The following is a 17707-nucleotide window of genomic DNA, read 5'->3' as shown; positions in this document are numbered from 1 at the left end:
AATGCTGCTTAACACTTTTATCTAATACATAGATACAGAATGGGCTGCTTGCATTAACAAACAGCCCGTTCCATTATTCTCAAGTTCATATAAACTCAAATTTTACCGTGTAATTGCATCTTCCAATGCTTTTCTTCTGGAAGCCTGGTTACGTGACCACTCAACGCATTTATCATAACCATACTTCTTAGCGCTCTTCTTCATACCAGCAACAATGCTATCAAACTTTTTGTCAGATTTAGCATAGATTGCTTTCCAAGAAGAGTTCTTGATCTCAGTTGTAACCTGATTCCAAGTAGTCTTAAGAGTAGTATCCTGAGTCTCCTTGGAGAATGATGTACCAGGAGCTACAGTATATTTACCTTTCTCCATGTACTCATTGATCGTTGTACAACCAGTCTTATCACGCCAATCTTTCTCGATATCGCTAGATGGAGTAGCGTTGTAGCTTGCCCAGCTCTCCTTGTTGTATGTCTCACCGTCAGAATCCGGGTTAGAAGCATCGAGAGACCATGTTATGTTGTTGATCTGTAACTCGCCATCATGGTAAGATCCCTTATAACCGCCACCCATTGTGGTAGTCTTATCGTTCTGACATTTCATTCCGACATCTGTCAAGTATGCATGTTTCTGATCATCATAATCCCAAGTATAACCCTTTGGACCATATTCCATTGTCATACGACCCTCTGGAGTAGAGAGATAGTTGATAATTTCCATACATTTCTCAGGGTACTCAGTCTTAGCACCGATAGACCAAACTCTATCTCCACCCTGTGTATTCATACCATAAACGATTGGTGAAGCATCTTCTGGTTTCATGCAGTACATAAGCTTGCCGGCAGATGTATGCTCTTTTGTGTTGTAACCAAGAGATCCACTGTAGTTGAAGATGGAGAACAATGTACCACCATTCTGAACCTTAGCGATCATCTCATCATATGTCTGTGTCATAGAGTCAGGGTCGATCAATCCATCCTGATACAGATCGTTGAACCACTTCAACATCTCAAGATATGGACCATTCTCTTCCAATGCATCATGATACTTACCATTGGTTGGATCATATAATCCAAGTGCCAACTCATCGTATCCATAATATGCAGTAGCCATAGCCTTAACATACATTACCATTGCATCATCCCAGTCTGGCCATAAGGATACAGCGTATACCTTATTACCGGAATCATCAGATGGGCAAAGCTTCTGCATGTTCTTCAGCATTTTGTGGTAATCCTGAAGGTTTTTAACCTTTGGATAACCAAGTTTCTTGTAAAGATCCCAACGAGTATCCCATGTATAGAAGAAGGACTCATGATCTTTACTGTTCAATGCCACGTTAGCACCAAAACCATAAAGCTTGTCACTGGCACCATTTGTGATCGTCTTTGTCAACTCTTTGTTTTTCTTAAGAGCATCCGGCATGTTTTTCTTGATGTATGGACCGTACTCATCTAATACATTGTCATCTTCCCATCCGAATAATAAATTATTCTTTACGGCCAAAGGATACTTATCATTATCAGCACCCCATACAACAATATCACCTAAGTTACCACTTGTCATACGTGTCTCAAACACGCCATCTCCCTCAGGAATGATATTCAACTCTACGTTGAATTTCTTCTTAAGGATGTCTGCAGACCAACCGATCTGCTTTCCGGAGAAGTTTGCCAACTGACTGTATACGTTCAATTTGATAACTTCGTTCTTTTTGCTTCCACAACCTGTTAATGCAGATGCAGAACCAATTACCATACTAGAAGCCAACAGTACAGAAAGTAACTTCTTTGAAAAAAGTTTTCTCATAATTTTCCTCCATTCTGAAGTGTTTTAATTCTTCTTATTATTAAGTTCGAATGGCATTACACCATTCGAACTCATTCACTTTACGATTTGGTTCACTAAACCATCAGTGTACCAATATACATTAACCCTTTACAGCACCAAGCATAATACCTTTTTCGAAATATCTCTGCATGAAAGGATATACGCAAAGGATAGGGATAACAGATACCATGGCTACCGTGTACTTGATAACCTTGGTATTCAATGCAGCAGCTGCTGCATCTGATGTCTGTGCACCGGTTGTAGAGTTCATGATCGAGCCCAAGTTACTTGATGTGTTCAAGTAGGTATACAATCTATGCTGCAATGTAAACAACTTAGCGTTACCCTGCATGTAAATCAAGGAATCCTGGAAGGAATTCCAATGACCTACCGCACCGAAGATTGCGATTGTAGCAAGAATCGGCTTACTCAAAGGCCAGATCAACTTGCGAAATACTACCATATATGATGCACCATCAATAAATGCACTCTCTTCCAACTCGCCCGGTATAGACTCTATATACGTCTTAACGAGGATAATGTTGTACGGAGCAACAATTCCTGGGATGATGTATACCCAGTAGTTATTTGTAAGACCTAACATAACTAAGTTCAAGTATGTTGGGATCAAACCAGCGTTAAAATACATTGTGATAACGAGGAAACGATACCATAAACTTCTATGCCACATTTCCTGCTTTGTCACCAAGTAACCAACGAATGCAGAAGCAAGTACCATCAATGCAGTACCAAGAATCGTTCTGCTGACAGATACCAAGAACGCATTTCCCAGATCACCAACTTCACGCAATTTCAAATAGTTATCAATATTCAGTCCCTTCGGGTAGAAATTGATCATACCCTTTTTAACCAGATCATTACTTGAAATCGTATTGATAAACAAGTAATAGAACGGGAAGATACATGTTAATGTAAACACTGTAAAGAATATATAGTTGAGTACATCAAAGACAACGTCTCCGACAGATCTCTTGTACATTCTTTTATGTTTCTTGTTGTACTCTTTTTCTCTTTTAGCATCTAACTTTTCCTGTGCTGTCTTAGCCATACGATTTCACCTCCTATACAATACTCTCGCCGCGCAATGCCTTAGATACACTATTAGCACCAAACAGCAACGCTACGCTGACAACGGATTTTGCCATACCAATTACCGTGGATAGCGGGATACTACCGCCATTAATACCTAAGTCGTATACCCACAGATCCAATACACGGATCGTATCCATGTTGTTCGGGTTACGGAATACAAGGTACTGATCCAAACCATTGCTCAAGCAGCCTGCGATTGCCATCAACAGCAATACGAAGAATGTAGGAAGCAAACCAGGTAAAGTAATGTGACGCATCTTTTGGAATCGACCGGCACCATCTACTGTTGCCGCCTCATATAAGGACTGATCGATACCGGAAATACCTGCGATGTAGATAATAGCACTCCAACCTACACCTTTCCATGTTCCCCATGCCCACATCTTAAGCCATGTATGCTTAGAACTCATCAACCACGCTTTACCCTGTGCGTTCTGTGCAATAACACCAATCTCCTTCAAGAATGTGTTAATGAAACCATCTGTAGAGAAGATAGCCAATGCAACCGCATACACAAGTACCCAGCTGATAAAGTTAGGAATCGTCGTGAATGTCTGTACAAAACGGCGGAATCTCAAGTTCTTCATCTCGCAAAGGAAGATTGCAAAGATCATAGGAAGCCAGCTGGTACCCACTCCCAAGAAACTCATGATCAATGTATTTCTCATGGTATTGATCATATCAGTACGTGTAGCTGAGTTCTGGAACAAATATGTAAACCACTTGAATCCTACGAAGCTACTCATAGAAAGCGTATCTCCTGATTTATAATCGAAGAACGCATATCTCCAACCATACAAAGGCAGGTAGCAGAATACAAATGCTAATGCAATGAATGGAAGGAACATAAGGAATAACTTATACTTTGATTCCATCTCATACTTCTCACCCTTGTCAACACTAGGAAGAGAAATAAATACAACAATTGCTGTAATAAGCATAATAGCTGTTAATACTGCATAACCATAAAATGCTGTTGGGATCTGAGGTAAGATCTTGTTAGCCTTTGTTGGATCTGTAGAAGAATTTACCAGCATATAACTCACTACAGTTACAACTAATCCAAGTGTCTCAGCGACTGAGCCACCCAACGTAAACTGAGCACCTGTTTTCTGCATTCTCAGATTACCGAGGGACATACAAGCTCCCACGCCGAGTAAAATGATACCGATCACCAATATAATAGATGCAATCATTACAACGGCAAAGCTGCTTTCATTGACCCAGTTCATACGGAACGCTCTGGCGAACTCACTTGTCAAACTGTTGTAGGATACTGCTGATGTAAACAGGGATACATTTGAACTGATCATCTTAGCAACTCTAGTTGGATTAAATGTCGGGAAAAATGCACCAACGATCAACAGAATTGTAATGATTCTCTGACAGATGTATAGTCCTGAAGCAGCTCCTTTCTTGTTTTCTTTGTCTTTCATAAATAACCTCCTCGTATTATTTATCGTGCGCTAAGTGCTTTTTAGTGCAAAATTGCTCAAAATCACACCAACGTAGTTACTTCATCATGTAATTATACCTAAAGAATTCGTTAAAAAATACCATAATCTTTCAAGAAAAAATACACGATTTTTTCACACTTTTAACAAAAAATATATAAATTTTTGTGCAATTTATCAAATTTGAGTAAGATTTCCACGATTTTGATTTTCTATAAGGATCAAAGGGGCATAAGTTCAAAAAAATAGCCTGTTAGGGAAATTCAGACCTTTTCACACTTTAATCCTATAAATCAAACAGAAAGGGAGAGATGAGACAATATTGTCTCACCTCTCCACACGATCACTCTCCCAAATGGGATATGCGTTTCATTAGTCTTTCTTTCTCTTAACAACTACTACGATACCTGCAATCACTACAACTGCAACTACTACGATAGCTGCTACTGCTCCACCACTGATAGAAGAAGAGCTACTGCTGCTGCTAGAAGATGAAGAAGATGCGTCTGCTGCAGGCGTTGGTGTTGCTTCTACTGCATCAGGATTATCAACGTCAAATCCGCTAACCTTGAATGTGATCTCTACAGAATCATTAGGTGTTCTAACGCTTGGGCAACTAGGATAAGCACCATTATCCTTCTGATATGAGTTAAATGGATCAAAACGGAACAATCCACTCTCATCTGTGTACTCTGTTGGAACGAAGATGTCGTCCTGAAGTGTTACAGATGTATTATCGATCTTAAGCTTCCAGTCTGTTACCTGGATCTTGCCGTCTTTGTATGCAGACATCGGAATATCTGTACTTACATACAACATGGACATTACTGCCTGCTGGCTGCTCTCTGCGCTTGTTAATACACCGCCCAAATCCTTAACGCCAACTGTGTAAACACCGTTACCTTTGATCTCAGCATCTGTTACTGTTGCGCCCGGAACTTCTGAATTTGCATTGTCTTTACTCTGATACATCTTACCTTCATAAGCACCGTTTGGAAGATTTTTACCATTCAAACCATTCTCTTCCTGATACCATTCATCACGGAAGATCCAAGACTGTGTCTGCTGTAAACCAAAGTATGCATGATATGTAGTCTTACCAGATGCATCGAATGCAGCCTTTGCTGCTTCCTTTGCTGCTTTGCTGACTGTTCCTGCACTTGCATTTGGTGCAGATGTTACTGCAAATGTCAACGCCATTACGCTGGCAGAAGCGATTGCAATGATTTTTCTAATTGATTTTCTCATTGTTATTCCTCCTAATCAATATATTTGTTTGCTTTTCGTTTTGCTGCCTGCAAAACTATTCACTTGCTTATTTTAGCAGAACGAAGCGATATTAAAACCATAATTATTAGACATATTTACCCGAAAAATTCCTTGCCACGTATATTTTTTTCATATTTTTACCAAATAATTGTCCTGTTTTGGATGCGATTTTTGCCAATAACCGCTATTTATTATGGTAATTCCTGCTCATCACTTCGCTCGATTGCTGTCGAAGCATTCTTCGGGATCCGTATTGTCACAACTGTCCCCTCATTCAAACGGCTATCCACCTTTACTGCATACTCTTTTCCATACTGCATGATCAATCGCTGATTCACATTGCTGATCCCAATATGCCCCCTGCTTCCATCTGTTTGTGTCAATGAGTGGCGCAATTCACCCAATTGATAATAATTCATCCCAGTTCCATTATCAATCACTTCTATAATAATGTCTTTTTCATCTTGAGACACTTTCACTTCAAGCCTTCCGTCCTTCGGTTTATTTTCCAGGCCATGTATAAAGGCATTCTCCACAAACGGCTGAATGATGAGTGGCATCACTTCCTGCGTCATATCTACGTCATCATCTACCACAATTTCGGAATGGATACGATCCCCAAAGCGATAGTCCTGTATCCTCATATAATTATCGATCAGTTCTATTTCCGATTGCAAACTTACCAGCTTATGACTGACCTGTATATTCCGCCGCATGATCTTTGCAAGCATTTTGACCAGATCTTCAATCTCCGGCTGATGATTAACCCTCGCCTTCATTCTGATCGTTTCTAATGTATTGTATAGGAAGTGAGGGTTAATCTGACTAGCTAACATTTTAAATTCAACTTCCTTTTGCCGTGTATGCATTTTCTCTTTCTGCACTTTTTCTTCTACCATTGATTCTGTCAGATTTTGGATATCGTCCATCATCGTTCCGAGTTCGGCATAAATTTCGCCGATCTCGTCGTTTCCCCCCACCATTTTTACACGATCATAACGACCGGTTGCTACCAAATGCATCTGATGACGCAATTCTTTCAATCGGCTGGAAAAGCTGGTCGAATATCCTATGATCATCGCAAACGAGATTAGCATTCCAATTCCCACGATCAAATACGCATTAAAGGTAACCTGATTGATCTGCTCCGTGATTCCGGAGTAATCCTGTACACTGACAAGAGAGTAGTAATTGGTCGTATTTTGCGGATGTACTTTCTTATACGTAACAAATCTGTCTTTTCCGATAACACTAAAACGCGTATTTCCCGTCCATCTTGTCGTACCGCGCAAATATGTTTCCAGCGCGAGCTCCTCTGTTCCCGAAACTTCATAGTTCGTATACAACACATTTACATCATTGTACAGAAGAACCGTATTTTCTTCCCGCTCTGCAATTGCCGAATTGATCAGATCCATATTCATCTGCACCGCCAATATGCCAAGCTGCTCCCCGTCAGCACTAATGATCTGTTTTGCGACCTGTATGCACTTTTGCTTTTCTTCTCGGTCTTCACCGTAACACCAGATCAATCCACCTTTTTTATCACATACATCGCTATACCAAGACTGTTGTGTGACAGATGGTCCCAGATAAGTAAACGGCCGATCATAACATAGGGTTTCATTGCTGACATAGATCACTATATCCGAAATCGACTGCTTATACTCCTGCATATAACGATCAATCTCCCACAATTTTCCCTTATCTTTCTGCCATTTCTTTTCATCGGTATAATCTTTTGTGATCATATTAGACAGCACCGTATTTATATTCATGTTTTCGCAAACTTTTTCCATATCCGGCACAGCATCTTCAAGAATACTTGCCATCAAGTGCAATTCTTGTTTTTGCGCCTTCTTATTTTGTTCGATCAAACTGTTGGCTGCTCTATTGTTTAAATATACAGTTACGCCAAAAAAGGGAATAACGCCACCTATCACAAAGACAAGTATCATCTTCCCTCTAAATCGGATATTCTTAAATAATTTAGTCCTCCAACTGCTTTTCACATCAATCCTCCATGCTGCGAACCGGCTCCGTCTCCATTATATTTTGAAACGTAACTGCTGTGGTTCTCGCAGTGCCTTGCCAGACAAAGATGTCACATTCGTTGTGATATTCAGGATATACGTCTCATCTTGTGCATATGGCTCAAGCGGCTCAATTTCGATAATATTTTCTAATGAATTGTATCGGATCGCTGTCTTAAGCGGAGACAGATTTTCCGTTGTGACATACAAATTTACATTATTTACGGTTTTTGGATCCAACGGAACATTAAACTTTACCTTCCAAAGAAAATTTCCCGTTTTGTATTTCAGATCCTGTTTTACTTTTCCCTCTAAATCTTCTGTCATCCCCTCTATCGATAAATAATCCGTCATATCGTTACCACCTTTCTTAACGGTCTCGTCAAACATTGGGAGTCACCCATCTTTTTTGTTATCGTTTTTGTATTTAAAGTGTACCACAAATCATGCAGTTTGTGTAGTCCAAGGCGGGTATCATGTGGTATACTAATACTACTTATATCGGATATGTCTGCCAGCATGTAAATTCTGCCGGCTAACGGATTCCAAATTTCAATACAGGAGGCATTTTTTTGAGCAAAATAAATTTTAAGCCGGGTAATATGCTTTACCCACTTCCTGCGGTTATGGTAAGCTGCGGCGATATCGCACAAGAGTCTAATATCCTTACCGTTGCGTGGACTGGCACCATCTGTACCAACCCACCGATGGTCTATATTTCCGTGCGGCCCGAACGATATTCCTATGCCATGATCCGCGAAACAGGCGAATTTGTGATCAATCTCACTACCAAAAAACTTGCACGTGCAACGGATTTTTGCGGGGTACGTTCCGGTCGTGATCTTGACAAATGGAACGAATGTCATCTAACTAAGATCCCGGCAGATACCGTGCGCTGCCCGATGATCGCTGAATCGCCCGTTAACATTGAATGTCAGGTAACAGAAATAAACGAACTTGGTTCTCATCATATGTTTTTGGCCAAGGTCACCGCTGTACACGTGGACGATGCCTATATTGATGAGAAAGGGACCTTCCATTTGAATGATACCGGTCTGCTTGCCTATTCACATGGCACTTACCACGAATTAGCCAAAGCCACGGGGAACTTTGGTTATTCTGTACGTAAAACACACGGAAAAAAGCAAAAGCGAAAGAAACGGTAAATAATTAACATAATTTTTTGGGGAACATATAATGTATTAGGAGGTCGCGCTTAGGCAGCGTTTATTCCTATCTTTATCGCAAATAGCGATAGAATGGAGTGCAATATGAAAATAACATATCTGAAGATTTGCAATTACAAATCGATCGAACAACTTGAGATCACTGATATTGAAAATGCTTTGATCTTAGTCGGCAAGAATAACACCGGAAAAACAGCAGTAATCGATGCCATTTTACTGGCAATGGGGATGCGTAACTGTGCAGAACATGAATTTTTAGATGCCGGCAAACCCATCTCCATCTCGGTTCATATCGAGTATTCCGAAAGCGATATTATGCTGCTACACTCACGGAGTGTATTGTGCAAAGTGAAAGATTATGAACGATGGCTTGCAGATTTTCAGAGCAAGATCCCGTCCTATCAGGATGGTATTTTGTCATTTACTTTTATCGTCACACCAAATATGGCAACACGATATTCCGATGGATTTTCAAAGCATAACGAATATATCCCGGAAGTACTGCCCAAAATTTATCATATTGATCAAAACCGAAATCTCGAGGCGCTGCAGAATGATGTATTCAGTTTCTATGACAAAGAATCTTTTCAGAAATTAAAAGATAATCAATGTACGTTTGACCCTGCCCGTACCTGCAACCGCTGTTTTCAGTGTATTGGGCTGATCAATAAAAAAACACCGGAGGAACTGACCGTTTTCGAAACTGTGCGCCTCTTACAATACAAATTGTTTCACACCAACCTTACGCAATTTGCAGAAAAAGTCAACCGTTATTTCCATGCGAACGGAAGTCCTTCACAGGAAGTCCGCTACGTACTCGATTACGACACCGACAACCTTCTGCATGTTTCCACACAAATTTATAACAAGGATCGGCATAATCTCGTCGGACCACTCAATATGCTGAGCGAAGGGTTGCGCAGTATTTACGCACTTTCCCTCCTTGAAGCCTATATTGATGAAGAAAATACGCTTCCAAGCATTATTATGATGGAAGATCCGGAAATCTATCTCCATCCACAGCTTCAAAAGAGTGCCAGCGAAATTTTATACCGCCTTTCCAAGAAAAATCAGGTTATTTTTTCGACACACTCACCAAATCTCATTTTTAATTTTTCATCCCGGCAGATACGGGAGGTCGTTTTGAACGAGCGTTACTTCACAACGATTCATACTGAAACAGATGTAGATGAGATTTTGGACGATCTCGGCTATACCGCGAATGATCTGATGAATGTCAGCTTTGTTTTTATCGTGGAGGGCAAGCAGGACAGCAACCGTCTGCCGCTTCTTTTAGAAAAATATTACTCCGAAATTTACGATGAAAACGGCAATTTACAGCGTATTTCCATTGTTCCCGTCAATAGCTGCACCAACATCAAAACTTATGCAAATTTGAAATATATCAACAAATTGTATTTAAAAGACCAATTTTTGATGATACGTGACAGCGATGGCAAAAATCCAAAATATCTCAAGAAGCAGTTGTGCAGCTATTATAGCAAACGCTCTTCGGAAGATGTTGGTAATCTTCCGCGCGTCGAACCCAAAAACGTACTGATCCTTAAATATTATTCATTTGAAAACTATTTTTTGGATCCAAAGGTTATGGCAAAGATTGGCGTGATTAAAAATGAAGAAGAGTTTTACAATATATTGTATAAGAAATTTAAGGACTATCTGTTTAAGCTTAACAGCGTAAAGCGAATGCAGCGTACTCTCAACATCCGCATTCGCAGCAAGCAGGACATCAAAGACAATATTGAGTCGATCAAAATTTATGTGAGAGGTCACAATCTGTTCGACATTTTTTATGGCAGATATCATGGTAGTGATGAGCAGGCGATCCTCAAAAAATACATTGATGTTGCTCCTCGTGAAACCTTTCAGGATATCTTTGATGCAATTGACTCTTTCGTGTATTTCGAAAATCGCCGAAAGTAATTTTCGTAATAAATGTTTTTTTGGTTGACATGTTAGCACTTTTAATTATAATATAGTGATGTGTTGACTTCTGTTTATTTGGAAATAGCCTAACAAACTGTGTGAGGTGTAATATGGAAAATCAGTATATAATCAAAGGAGGAACACCATTAAATGGTGAGGTGACGATCGGCGGTGCCAAAAATGCTGCGTTAGGCATCTTAGCTGCTGCTATTATGGCAGATGAAACCGTTGTCATCGATAATCTTCCGAATGTTAGAGATATTAATGTTTTGTTAACAGCAATTGAGAGCATCGGCGCTACTGTAAAGCGTATCGGTCCTCATGTGGTATCTATTAATGGCAGCACGATCAATGATATGACCATTGATTATGACTCCATCCGCAAGATCCGTGCATCTTATTATCTGCTTGGCGCACTGCTTGGCAAATACAAGAAGGCACAGGTTGCTTTGCCGGGTGGCTGTGAGATCGGAAGCCGTCCGATCGACCTTCATTTGAAGGGATTTCGCGCACTGGGTGCTACCGTTAGTATTGAACACGGTATGATCAATACCTCGGCCGACGAATTAGTAGGAAACCATATCTTTATGGATACTGTTTCTGTTGGTGCTACGATCAACATTATGCTGGCTGCCTGTATGGCAGAGGGCAAAACAGTTATTGAAAATGCTGCTAAAGAACCACATATCGTTGACGTAGCCAACTTCTTAAACAGTATGGGTGCCAATATCAAAGGTGCCGGTACTGACAAGATCCGTATGACTGGTGTAACATCGCTGCATGCGAGCGAATATTCCATTATTCCGGATCAGATCGAGGCAGGTACATTTATGGTTGCCGCTGCCGCAACACGCGGTGATGTTTTAATTAAAAATGTAATTCCTAAGCATTTAGAGGCAATTTCTGTAAAACTGATGGAAATTGGTGCTACTGTTGAGGAATTTGATGACGCTATCCGTGTTACAAGTGATCATCGTTTAGGACACACCCAGATAAAGACACTACCTTATCCGGGATTTCCTACCGATATGCAGCCACAGATCGCAACATTATTGGCTTTGTCCGATGGAACAAGCATTGTAACTGAGAGCATTTTTGAGAATCGTTTCAAATATGTGGATGAATTATCGCGTATGGGTGCTTCCATCAAGGTTGAGGGTGGCAATGTTGCAATCATAGAAGGTGTGGAAGGCTTTACCGGCGCTGCTATTAGCGCACCGGATCTTCGTGCCGGTGCTGCACTGGTCGTTGCAGCATTAGTGGCAGAAGGCTACTCTACCGTTGACTGTATCCATTACATTGAACGTGGTTATGAATGCTTTGAAGATAAATTGGCCGCTTTAGGTGGATATATTGAAAAAATTCCTGTTGACGATGAACGTGCAGTTCAGAAGTTTAAGCTCAAAGTAGGTTGATTGAATTTCATTTTCTCTATAAAAAGGATGTCGTCTGATAATAAAAGACGGCATCCTTTTTTATTTCGTTCTAATTTACATTCCTTGCTTTAGCAGTCGATCTGTGACTGCTATCTGAAAATATCTTAATATAAAATTATAACATCATTTGTATCGTCACGTCGGACATTTCGCGTAGATCCAACACTTTCCCACTGACACATACGGAGGGTCGCGCCAATTCATCCGCATGCATTGCAACAATCGTGCCCTTTTCCCCATCAGAAAGCACTACCTCGCATCCAATAAAGGACTTTACAATCCCCTCTAAAAACGGATGCAGATACTTTGGATCAAAACGCTTGTCCCCATCCTGTTCTACAACCATGTTGATCACCTCAAACGGACACAATGCCCCACGATAAACCCTCGCAGAAGTCAGTGCATCATATACATCGGCAATTGCCACGATCTTCGCAAACTCATCAATCTGATCTCCCCGCAAGCCATCCGGATAACCACTTCCATCACAACGCTCATGATGCATCAACGCAACTTTTTTAATCCTCTCATCCAACTTCATTGGTTTCAATAGATTATAGCCGCGTCTCGGATGATTCTTAATTTCTGTATATTCCTCTTCCGTCAAAATGCCGGGCTTTTTGATGATCTCTTCCGGTATTTTCATCTTGCCAACATCATGCAGTAATCCCGCTAACGTCAACACATCCAGATCATCCTGTGGCATATTGATCCAATGCCCAAACATGTTGCATAATATTGCCACATTCAGACTATGAATAAAAGTTGCATCATCATATTTGCGGATCTTATGCATCATATGAAATGTCCGAATCGGATTTTCGCTCATAACTATGATCTCTTTCGTCTGATTCAGCAATTCATTACTACTCAGATCCCCATCTGCATTCGTGATAAACATAGAAAGCGAATCTTCCAGCGTCTTTGCTGACTGGATCACATTTTCATTAAATTTATTATAACTTATGGATTTCCTAAGCAGATCAGCAATAACCTGCATATCATCCGGTAAATTGGTAGATCTTTTCATTTTCACTCCATTCCACGATGCCACCCTGTGAACACTCGTGGCTCCCATCTATCTTCTACTATTTGCGATTTTCATTATAATCTATATCATATTATAAAGTCAACGCCCCTCAGCTTGCAATGAAGCGTAAAAAAGAGTAAAATAATATGGATATTGGGTTCTTATATCAGAACTCCATGATCACAACAAAAGCCATGCTTTCTTGCATGAGTAGAAATGAGGATTATCATGAATAAGCGAGGACACTTTTTTGTATTTGAGGGTATCGACGGAAGTGGCAAAACAACGCAGATTCATCTATTACAGAAGCGCATTGAGCAACAGGGCGTTCGCTGTATGGAAACCAAGGAGCCGACTGATGGTCCCATTGGATCTCTCCTGCGCCAATGTTTGACAGGCCGCATGAATATCGATGAATACTCGATCTCCGCGATGTTTGCAGCTGATCGTCTTGATCATCTGCAGAATGAAACAGATGGCTTATGTCACAAGATCGAAGAAGGCATATCCGTCATCTCTGACCGCTATGTTTTCTCCAACTACGCTTACCAAAGTGTCTCCGTACCTTTAGAATGGCTTGTCCAATTAAATGCACAGGCAGCTAAGCTTCTGCGCCCGGACTGTCATATATTCATTGATGTAGATCCAACCACTGCTATGGAGCGCATGGCCGCAGGTCGTTTTCACACAGAACGCTACGAAACATCGGATCGCCTTACAAAAGTACGCGATAGGTATTTATCGTTGTTTGAGCAATTTCAAGACACCGAGCGTATTCTTATCGTTGACGGCAATCGTCCGGTAGATACTATTGCCAATGACATCTGGGCACAAGTATCGGCTTTGTACTCGTAGTGATCTAAGGCTTGGAGGATTCATATGGATTTAAAAATACATAATCTGCAGCAGATCAGTCAGCCGGAACGCATTACGCAGACTCCGGAAGCAGACGGCAGCTTTCGCTTTACCCTGCTAAGCAACATCGAGGAAAGCGAATTGCAGGCAGCCCTCTCCGGCATGATGGAAGAAATCACGCAGCAGGGTTACCGTCTTGGCAAACGCAGAGACATACGCGATATGAAACAGTACCGCAAATTGATCCAGGAATTTATGAACGAGATCGTCAGCCATTCACACAAGTTCAGCCGTGAAAACTTTTTGGATAAACACGGAAGACACCGCGTATATGGCATTGTAAAGCAGGTCAATCAGGCACTGGATGAGCTCGCCGAAGAACTGATGAATGAAGAGCAGGATCACCTCGCCATTCTTAGTAAAATAGACGAGATACGCGGATTACTGCTGGACATTTTCACTTGATATTTCAACCACAACAGAAAGGATGACAGATATGATTCGTTTTAATGATATTATAGGACAGGAGCCAATTAAAAAGCATTTACAGACCGCATTGGCGCAAAATAATGTTTCTCATGCATACCTGTTTTGCGGCGATTCCGGTTCCGGACGGCATACCCTGGCAAAAGCCTTTGCCAGAGCATTGTTGTGTGAACAGCCAACTCCGGATCACGATGCCTGCGGGCACTGCAAATCATGTCTACAGGCTGCTTCTGCTAACCACCCGGATATCCGTGTCATTACACACGAAAAGTTCAACATCCGTGTTGATGAGATCCGCGAACAGCTCAACAACGACATTCAGATCAAACCGTATAGCAGCAAATATAAAGTATATATTATCCCGGACGCACACCGCATGAATGAACAGGCTCAAAATGCACTGCTTAAAACGTTGGAAGAACCTCCTGCTTACGCAGTGATCATTCTTTTGTCAGATAATGAATCTGCATTACTACCTACGATCGTATCCCGTTGCATCACACTGCAGATGAAGCCGGTTTCAGAAAAGGATATTGCTGACTATCTGGTACAGAAATTGCAGATGGAACAAGATGTCGCCGAAATCGCTGCAGGATTTTGCCAGGGCAATATCGGTCAGGCGATCCGTTTTGCGCAGTCGGAAGATTTTCAGATCATGAAAAATCAGGTGATGCAATTGTTAAAACAGATCGATGATCTTCCATTATCTTCTATTATGGAGATCGTACACGGTTTTTCCAAAGAAAAGGGTAATTTTTACGATTACTTAGATCTGATGCTTCTGTGGTACCGTGATATTTTAATGTATAAGGCGACGAAAGACACAAATCTGCTCTTATATCGTGATGAATACAGCACGATCACGAAGCAGGCAAGCAAACGCAGCTATGAAGAATTAGAGCGTATTATCGAAGCGATCAATAAAGTAAAGCTTCGTCTTGATGCAAATGTTAATTTTGAATTAGCCGTCGAATTGATGCTGCTTGTGATCAAAGAAACGTGTTAAATATAACAGACTAAAAGAAAGGCAAAACAATTCTATGATAAAAATTATTGGCGTTAAATTCCGTAAGCCCGGCAAGGTATACTACTTTGATCCAACCGGCTTTACGGTACAAAAAGGGGATCACGTCATTGTGGAAACAGCACGCGGTGTTGAATACGGTACTGTTGTTCTTGGTCCCAAGGAAGTAACCGATGATCAGGTCGTGCAGCCACTCAAGCCATTAATGCGCGTGGCAACCGAGGAAGATGCTGCCGTATGTGCTTCCAACGAAGAGAAAGAAAAAGATGCATTTCAAATCTGTCTGGAAAAGATCAAAAAACATGGTTTGGAAATGAAACTGATCGATTCGGAATATACCTTTGATCGCAATAAATTATTGTTTTATTTTACGGCGGATGGTCGTATTGATTTTCGCGAATTGGTAAAGGATCTTGCATCCGTTTTCCACACAAGAATCGAGCTTCGACAGATCGGCGTTCGTGACGAAACAAAAATGCTTGGCGGTATTGCCATATGTGGTCGACCGCTTTGCTGTCACTCTTATCTGTCCGACTTTGTGCCGGTTTCTATCAAGATGGCAAAAGAGCAAAACTTATCCCTCAACCCGGCTAAGATTTCCGGCGTATGCGGACGTTTGATGTGCTGTCTGAAAAATGAGCAGGAAGCTTATGAACATCTCAATCGTTCCCTGCCACATATCGGAACAAAAACTACAACTCCGGAAGGCTATCCCGGTGAAGTTCAAAGTGTCAGCGTACTGCGCCAGCTTGTAAAAGTTGTCTTTACAAATGACAATGGCGAAAAAGAGGTTCGCGAATATCCGGTCGCTGAATTACAGTTTGACCAAAAGAAAAACTTTGGCAAAAACATTCCGCAGCAGACTCTTCCGGATGAAAAGTTGGATGAAGAGGAGCTGATCGCTCTGGAAGAACTTTCTCAGGAAGAAGAATTGATCGATGAGGAAGATAAACCGGAGCAGGCGAAACGCAATCGTAATAATCGATCAAACAACCGTCGACGTAGTTCCGGTAACCGCCGTAACGAATATCCAAACAACCGTGAACGTGGCAGCAACAATAATCGCGAACGTAACGGCAATAGCAATCGCGATCACGGTGGCAGCAATAACCGCGAATCTAATAATCGTGACCACAATAATAACGGCGGCCGCGGCAATCGTAACAATAACCGTGGTGACAAAAATAATAACGATCATCGCCGTGACGAGCATGGTGGCAATGATCGTACACGCAAATATCACAACCGCAAACCACGCAGAGAATCAAGAGAACACAAAGATGCAGAATAAAGATTGTCTCCTACGAGAGGGCGAACGACTGGATGATCTGCAGTGTCAAGGATTACAAATAATACAGCATCCCGGTAAATTCTGTTTTGGTATGGATGCTGTATTATTAAGTTCTTTTGCTGCACTGCGAAACAAAGATACCGTCATGGATTTATGTACCGGTACCGGAATCTTGCCTATTTTGCTGTCAGCCAAAACAAAAGCTGACCACATTGATGCTTTAGAAGTTCAAAAAGAAAGTGCTGAAATGGCGCGCAGAAGCATTATTTTGAACGAATTATCGAATAGGATCACCATTTACGAAGGTGATGTCAAAACCGCTTCTGATCAATTTGGCAAAAATTGCTACGATGCTGTCACCGTCAATCCGCCGTATATGAATCAGGGACATGGTCTCAAAAATCCCAATATGCCAATGGCGATTGCCAGACATGAGATACTATGCACCTTAGAGGATGTCATACGCGAAAGCGCAAATCTTCTCAAACCAAAAGGGCGTTTTTACATGGTTCACCGCCCATTTCGGCTTGCAGAAATCTTTGTTATCATGAATAGCTATCGATTAGAACCAAAACGAATGCAGCTGGTGTACCCTTTTGCGGACAAGGAACCAAACATGGTGCTTATCGAAGGCGTGAAAGACGGAAATCCGATGTTAAAGATCACGCCGCCTTTGATCGTATACCGCCCTGATGGAACATATACCGACGAGCTGCTTGCATTATATGGCATGACAAGAAAATAATTATAAG

Annotated in this window: 14 protein-coding genes and 1 pseudogene; 8 read left to right on the top strand and 7 right to left on the bottom strand. The window is 41.3% G+C overall.

Annotated features, from left to right (window positions below):
- Window positions 1-102 precede the first annotated feature (102 nt).
- The 6 genes from DXB73_RS10730 to DXB73_RS10705 form a co-directional block, all read right to left on the bottom strand.
- Window positions 103-1809 (bottom strand): hypothetical protein, encoded by a 1707-nt coding sequence (locus DXB73_RS10730; protein WP_118691134.1) that lies wholly within the window; start codon window positions 1807-1809, stop codon window positions 103-105.
- Window positions 1810-1930: 121 nt separating this feature from the next.
- Window positions 1931-2899 carry a carbohydrate ABC transporter permease gene (locus tag DXB73_RS10725; RefSeq protein ID WP_118691133.1) on the bottom strand — a complete coding sequence of 323 codons (969 nt, stop codon included), beginning with the start codon at window positions 2897-2899 and terminating at the stop codon, window positions 1931-1933.
- Between the two features lie 13 nt (window positions 2900-2912).
- A complete protein-coding gene (locus DXB73_RS10720) occupies window positions 2913-4379 on the bottom strand; it encodes an ABC transporter permease subunit (RefSeq protein ID WP_243104064.1) in 1467 nt (488 codons plus the stop codon).
- Window positions 4380-4769: 390 nt separating this feature from the next.
- Window positions 4770-5645, bottom strand: a complete 876-nt coding sequence (locus DXB73_RS10715) for a hypothetical protein (RefSeq protein ID WP_118691132.1) — start codon at window positions 5643-5645, stop codon at window positions 4770-4772.
- A 212-nt stretch (window positions 5646-5857) separates the two neighbouring features.
- Window positions 5858-7678, bottom strand: a complete 1821-nt coding sequence (locus DXB73_RS10710) for a sensor histidine kinase (protein ID WP_118697924.1) — start codon at window positions 7676-7678, stop codon at window positions 5858-5860.
- 36 nt (window positions 7679-7714) lie between these two features.
- Entirely contained in the window at window positions 7715-8089 is a 375-nt protein-coding gene (locus DXB73_RS10705) for an Ig-like domain-containing protein (protein WP_022024740.1), read from the bottom strand.
- Window positions 8090-8271: 182 nt separating this feature from the next.
- On the opposite strand from DXB73_RS10705, the gene DXB73_RS10700 reads away from it, so the two are divergent.
- The 3 genes from DXB73_RS10700 (at window position 8272) to DXB73_RS10690 (ending at window position 12248) form a co-directional block, all read left to right on the top strand.
- A complete protein-coding gene (locus DXB73_RS10700; RefSeq protein ID WP_118691130.1) occupies window positions 8272-8865 on the top strand; it encodes a flavin reductase family protein in 594 nt (197 codons plus the stop codon).
- A gap of 105 nt (window positions 8866-8970) precedes the next feature.
- On the top strand, window positions 8971-10830 hold the full coding sequence (locus DXB73_RS10695; protein WP_118691129.1) for an AAA family ATPase: 1860 nt from the start codon (window positions 8971-8973) through the stop codon (window positions 10828-10830).
- A 113-nt stretch (window positions 10831-10943) separates the two neighbouring features.
- A complete protein-coding gene (locus tag DXB73_RS10690) occupies window positions 10944-12248 on the top strand; it encodes a UDP-N-acetylglucosamine 1-carboxyvinyltransferase (protein ID WP_118691128.1) in 1305 nt (434 codons plus the stop codon).
- 136 nt (window positions 12249-12384) lie between these two features.
- Here DXB73_RS10690 and DXB73_RS10685 read toward each other — a convergent pair whose 3' ends face one another.
- On the bottom strand, window positions 12385-13299 hold the full coding sequence (locus DXB73_RS10685; RefSeq protein ID WP_182448309.1) for an HD-GYP domain-containing protein: 915 nt from the start codon (window positions 13297-13299) through the stop codon (window positions 12385-12387).
- 228 nt (window positions 13300-13527) lie between these two features.
- Here DXB73_RS10685 and tmk point away from each other — a divergent pair, with 228 nt between their 5' ends.
- From tmk to DXB73_RS10660, 5 genes and pseudogenes are all read left to right on the top strand, one after another.
- Window positions 13528-14154: a dTMP kinase gene (gene tmk / locus DXB73_RS10680; protein ID WP_118691126.1), complete on the top strand. Its 627-nt coding sequence runs from the start codon at window positions 13528-13530 to the stop codon at window positions 14152-14154.
- A 24-nt stretch (window positions 14155-14178) separates the two neighbouring features.
- The gene (locus DXB73_RS10675) at window positions 14179-14619 is read left to right on the top strand and encodes a YaaR family protein (RefSeq protein WP_022024734.1); all 441 of its coding nucleotides are present in this window, start codon (window positions 14179-14181) and stop codon (window positions 14617-14619) included.
- A gap of 31 nt (window positions 14620-14650) precedes the next feature.
- Entirely contained in the window at window positions 14651-15646 is a 996-nt protein-coding gene (holB, locus tag DXB73_RS10670; protein WP_022024733.1) for a DNA polymerase III subunit delta', read from the top strand.
- A 34-nt stretch (window positions 15647-15680) separates the two neighbouring features.
- A pseudogene (locus tag DXB73_RS10665) lies at window positions 15681-16592 on the top strand (stage 0 sporulation family protein); the annotation flags it as partial.
- A gap of 352 nt (window positions 16593-16944) precedes the next feature.
- Window positions 16945-17700 (top strand): tRNA1(Val) (adenine(37)-N6)-methyltransferase, encoded by a 756-nt coding sequence (locus DXB73_RS10660; RefSeq protein ID WP_118691124.1) that lies wholly within the window; start codon window positions 16945-16947, stop codon window positions 17698-17700.
- Window positions 17701-17707: the final 7 nt, after the last annotated feature.

Source organism: Clostridium sp. OM05-6BH, from assembly GCF_003481635.1.
In the GTDB taxonomy this organism is placed as follows: Bacteria; Bacillota; Clostridia; order Lachnospirales; family Lachnospiraceae; genus Butyribacter.
This window is presented reverse-complemented; position numbering and strand designations above follow the sequence as displayed.

Excerpts from the sequence above, each read along its gene's own strand:
- DXB73_RS10730 (WP_118691134.1), bottom strand. The coding sequence starts at position 1,809 with ATGAGAAAACTTTTTTCAAAGAAGTTACTTTCTGTACTGTTGGCTTCT.
- DXB73_RS10725 (WP_118691133.1), bottom strand. The coding sequence starts at position 2,899 with ATGGCTAAGACAGCACAGGAAAAGTTAGATGCTAAAAGAGAAAAAGAG.
- DXB73_RS10720 (WP_243104064.1), bottom strand. The coding sequence starts at position 4,379 with ATGAAAGACAAAGAAAACAAGAAAGGAGCTGCTTCAGGACTATACATC.
- DXB73_RS10715 (WP_118691132.1), bottom strand. The coding sequence starts at position 5,645 with ATGAGAAAATCAATTAGAAAAATCATTGCAATCGCTTCTGCCAGCGTA.
- DXB73_RS10705 (WP_022024740.1), bottom strand. The coding sequence starts at position 8,089 with ATGTTTGACGAGACCGTTAAGAAAGGTGGTAACGATATGACGGATTAT.
- DXB73_RS10695 (WP_118691129.1), top strand. The coding sequence starts at position 8,971 with ATGAAAATAACATATCTGAAGATTTGCAATTACAAATCGATCGAACAA.
- DXB73_RS10690 (WP_118691128.1), top strand. The coding sequence starts at position 10,944 with ATGGAAAATCAGTATATAATCAAAGGAGGAACACCATTAAATGGTGAG.
- DXB73_RS10685 (WP_182448309.1), bottom strand. The coding sequence starts at position 13,299 with ATGAAAAGATCTACCAATTTACCGGATGATATGCAGGTTATTGCTGAT.
- tmk (WP_118691126.1), top strand. The coding sequence starts at position 13,528 with ATGAATAAGCGAGGACACTTTTTTGTATTTGAGGGTATCGACGGAAGT.
- DXB73_RS10675 (WP_022024734.1), top strand. The coding sequence starts at position 14,179 with ATGGATTTAAAAATACATAATCTGCAGCAGATCAGTCAGCCGGAACGC.
- holB (WP_022024733.1), top strand. The coding sequence starts at position 14,651 with ATGATTCGTTTTAATGATATTATAGGACAGGAGCCAATTAAAAAGCAT.
- DXB73_RS10660 (WP_118691124.1), top strand. The coding sequence starts at position 16,945 with ATGCAGAATAAAGATTGTCTCCTACGAGAGGGCGAACGACTGGATGAT.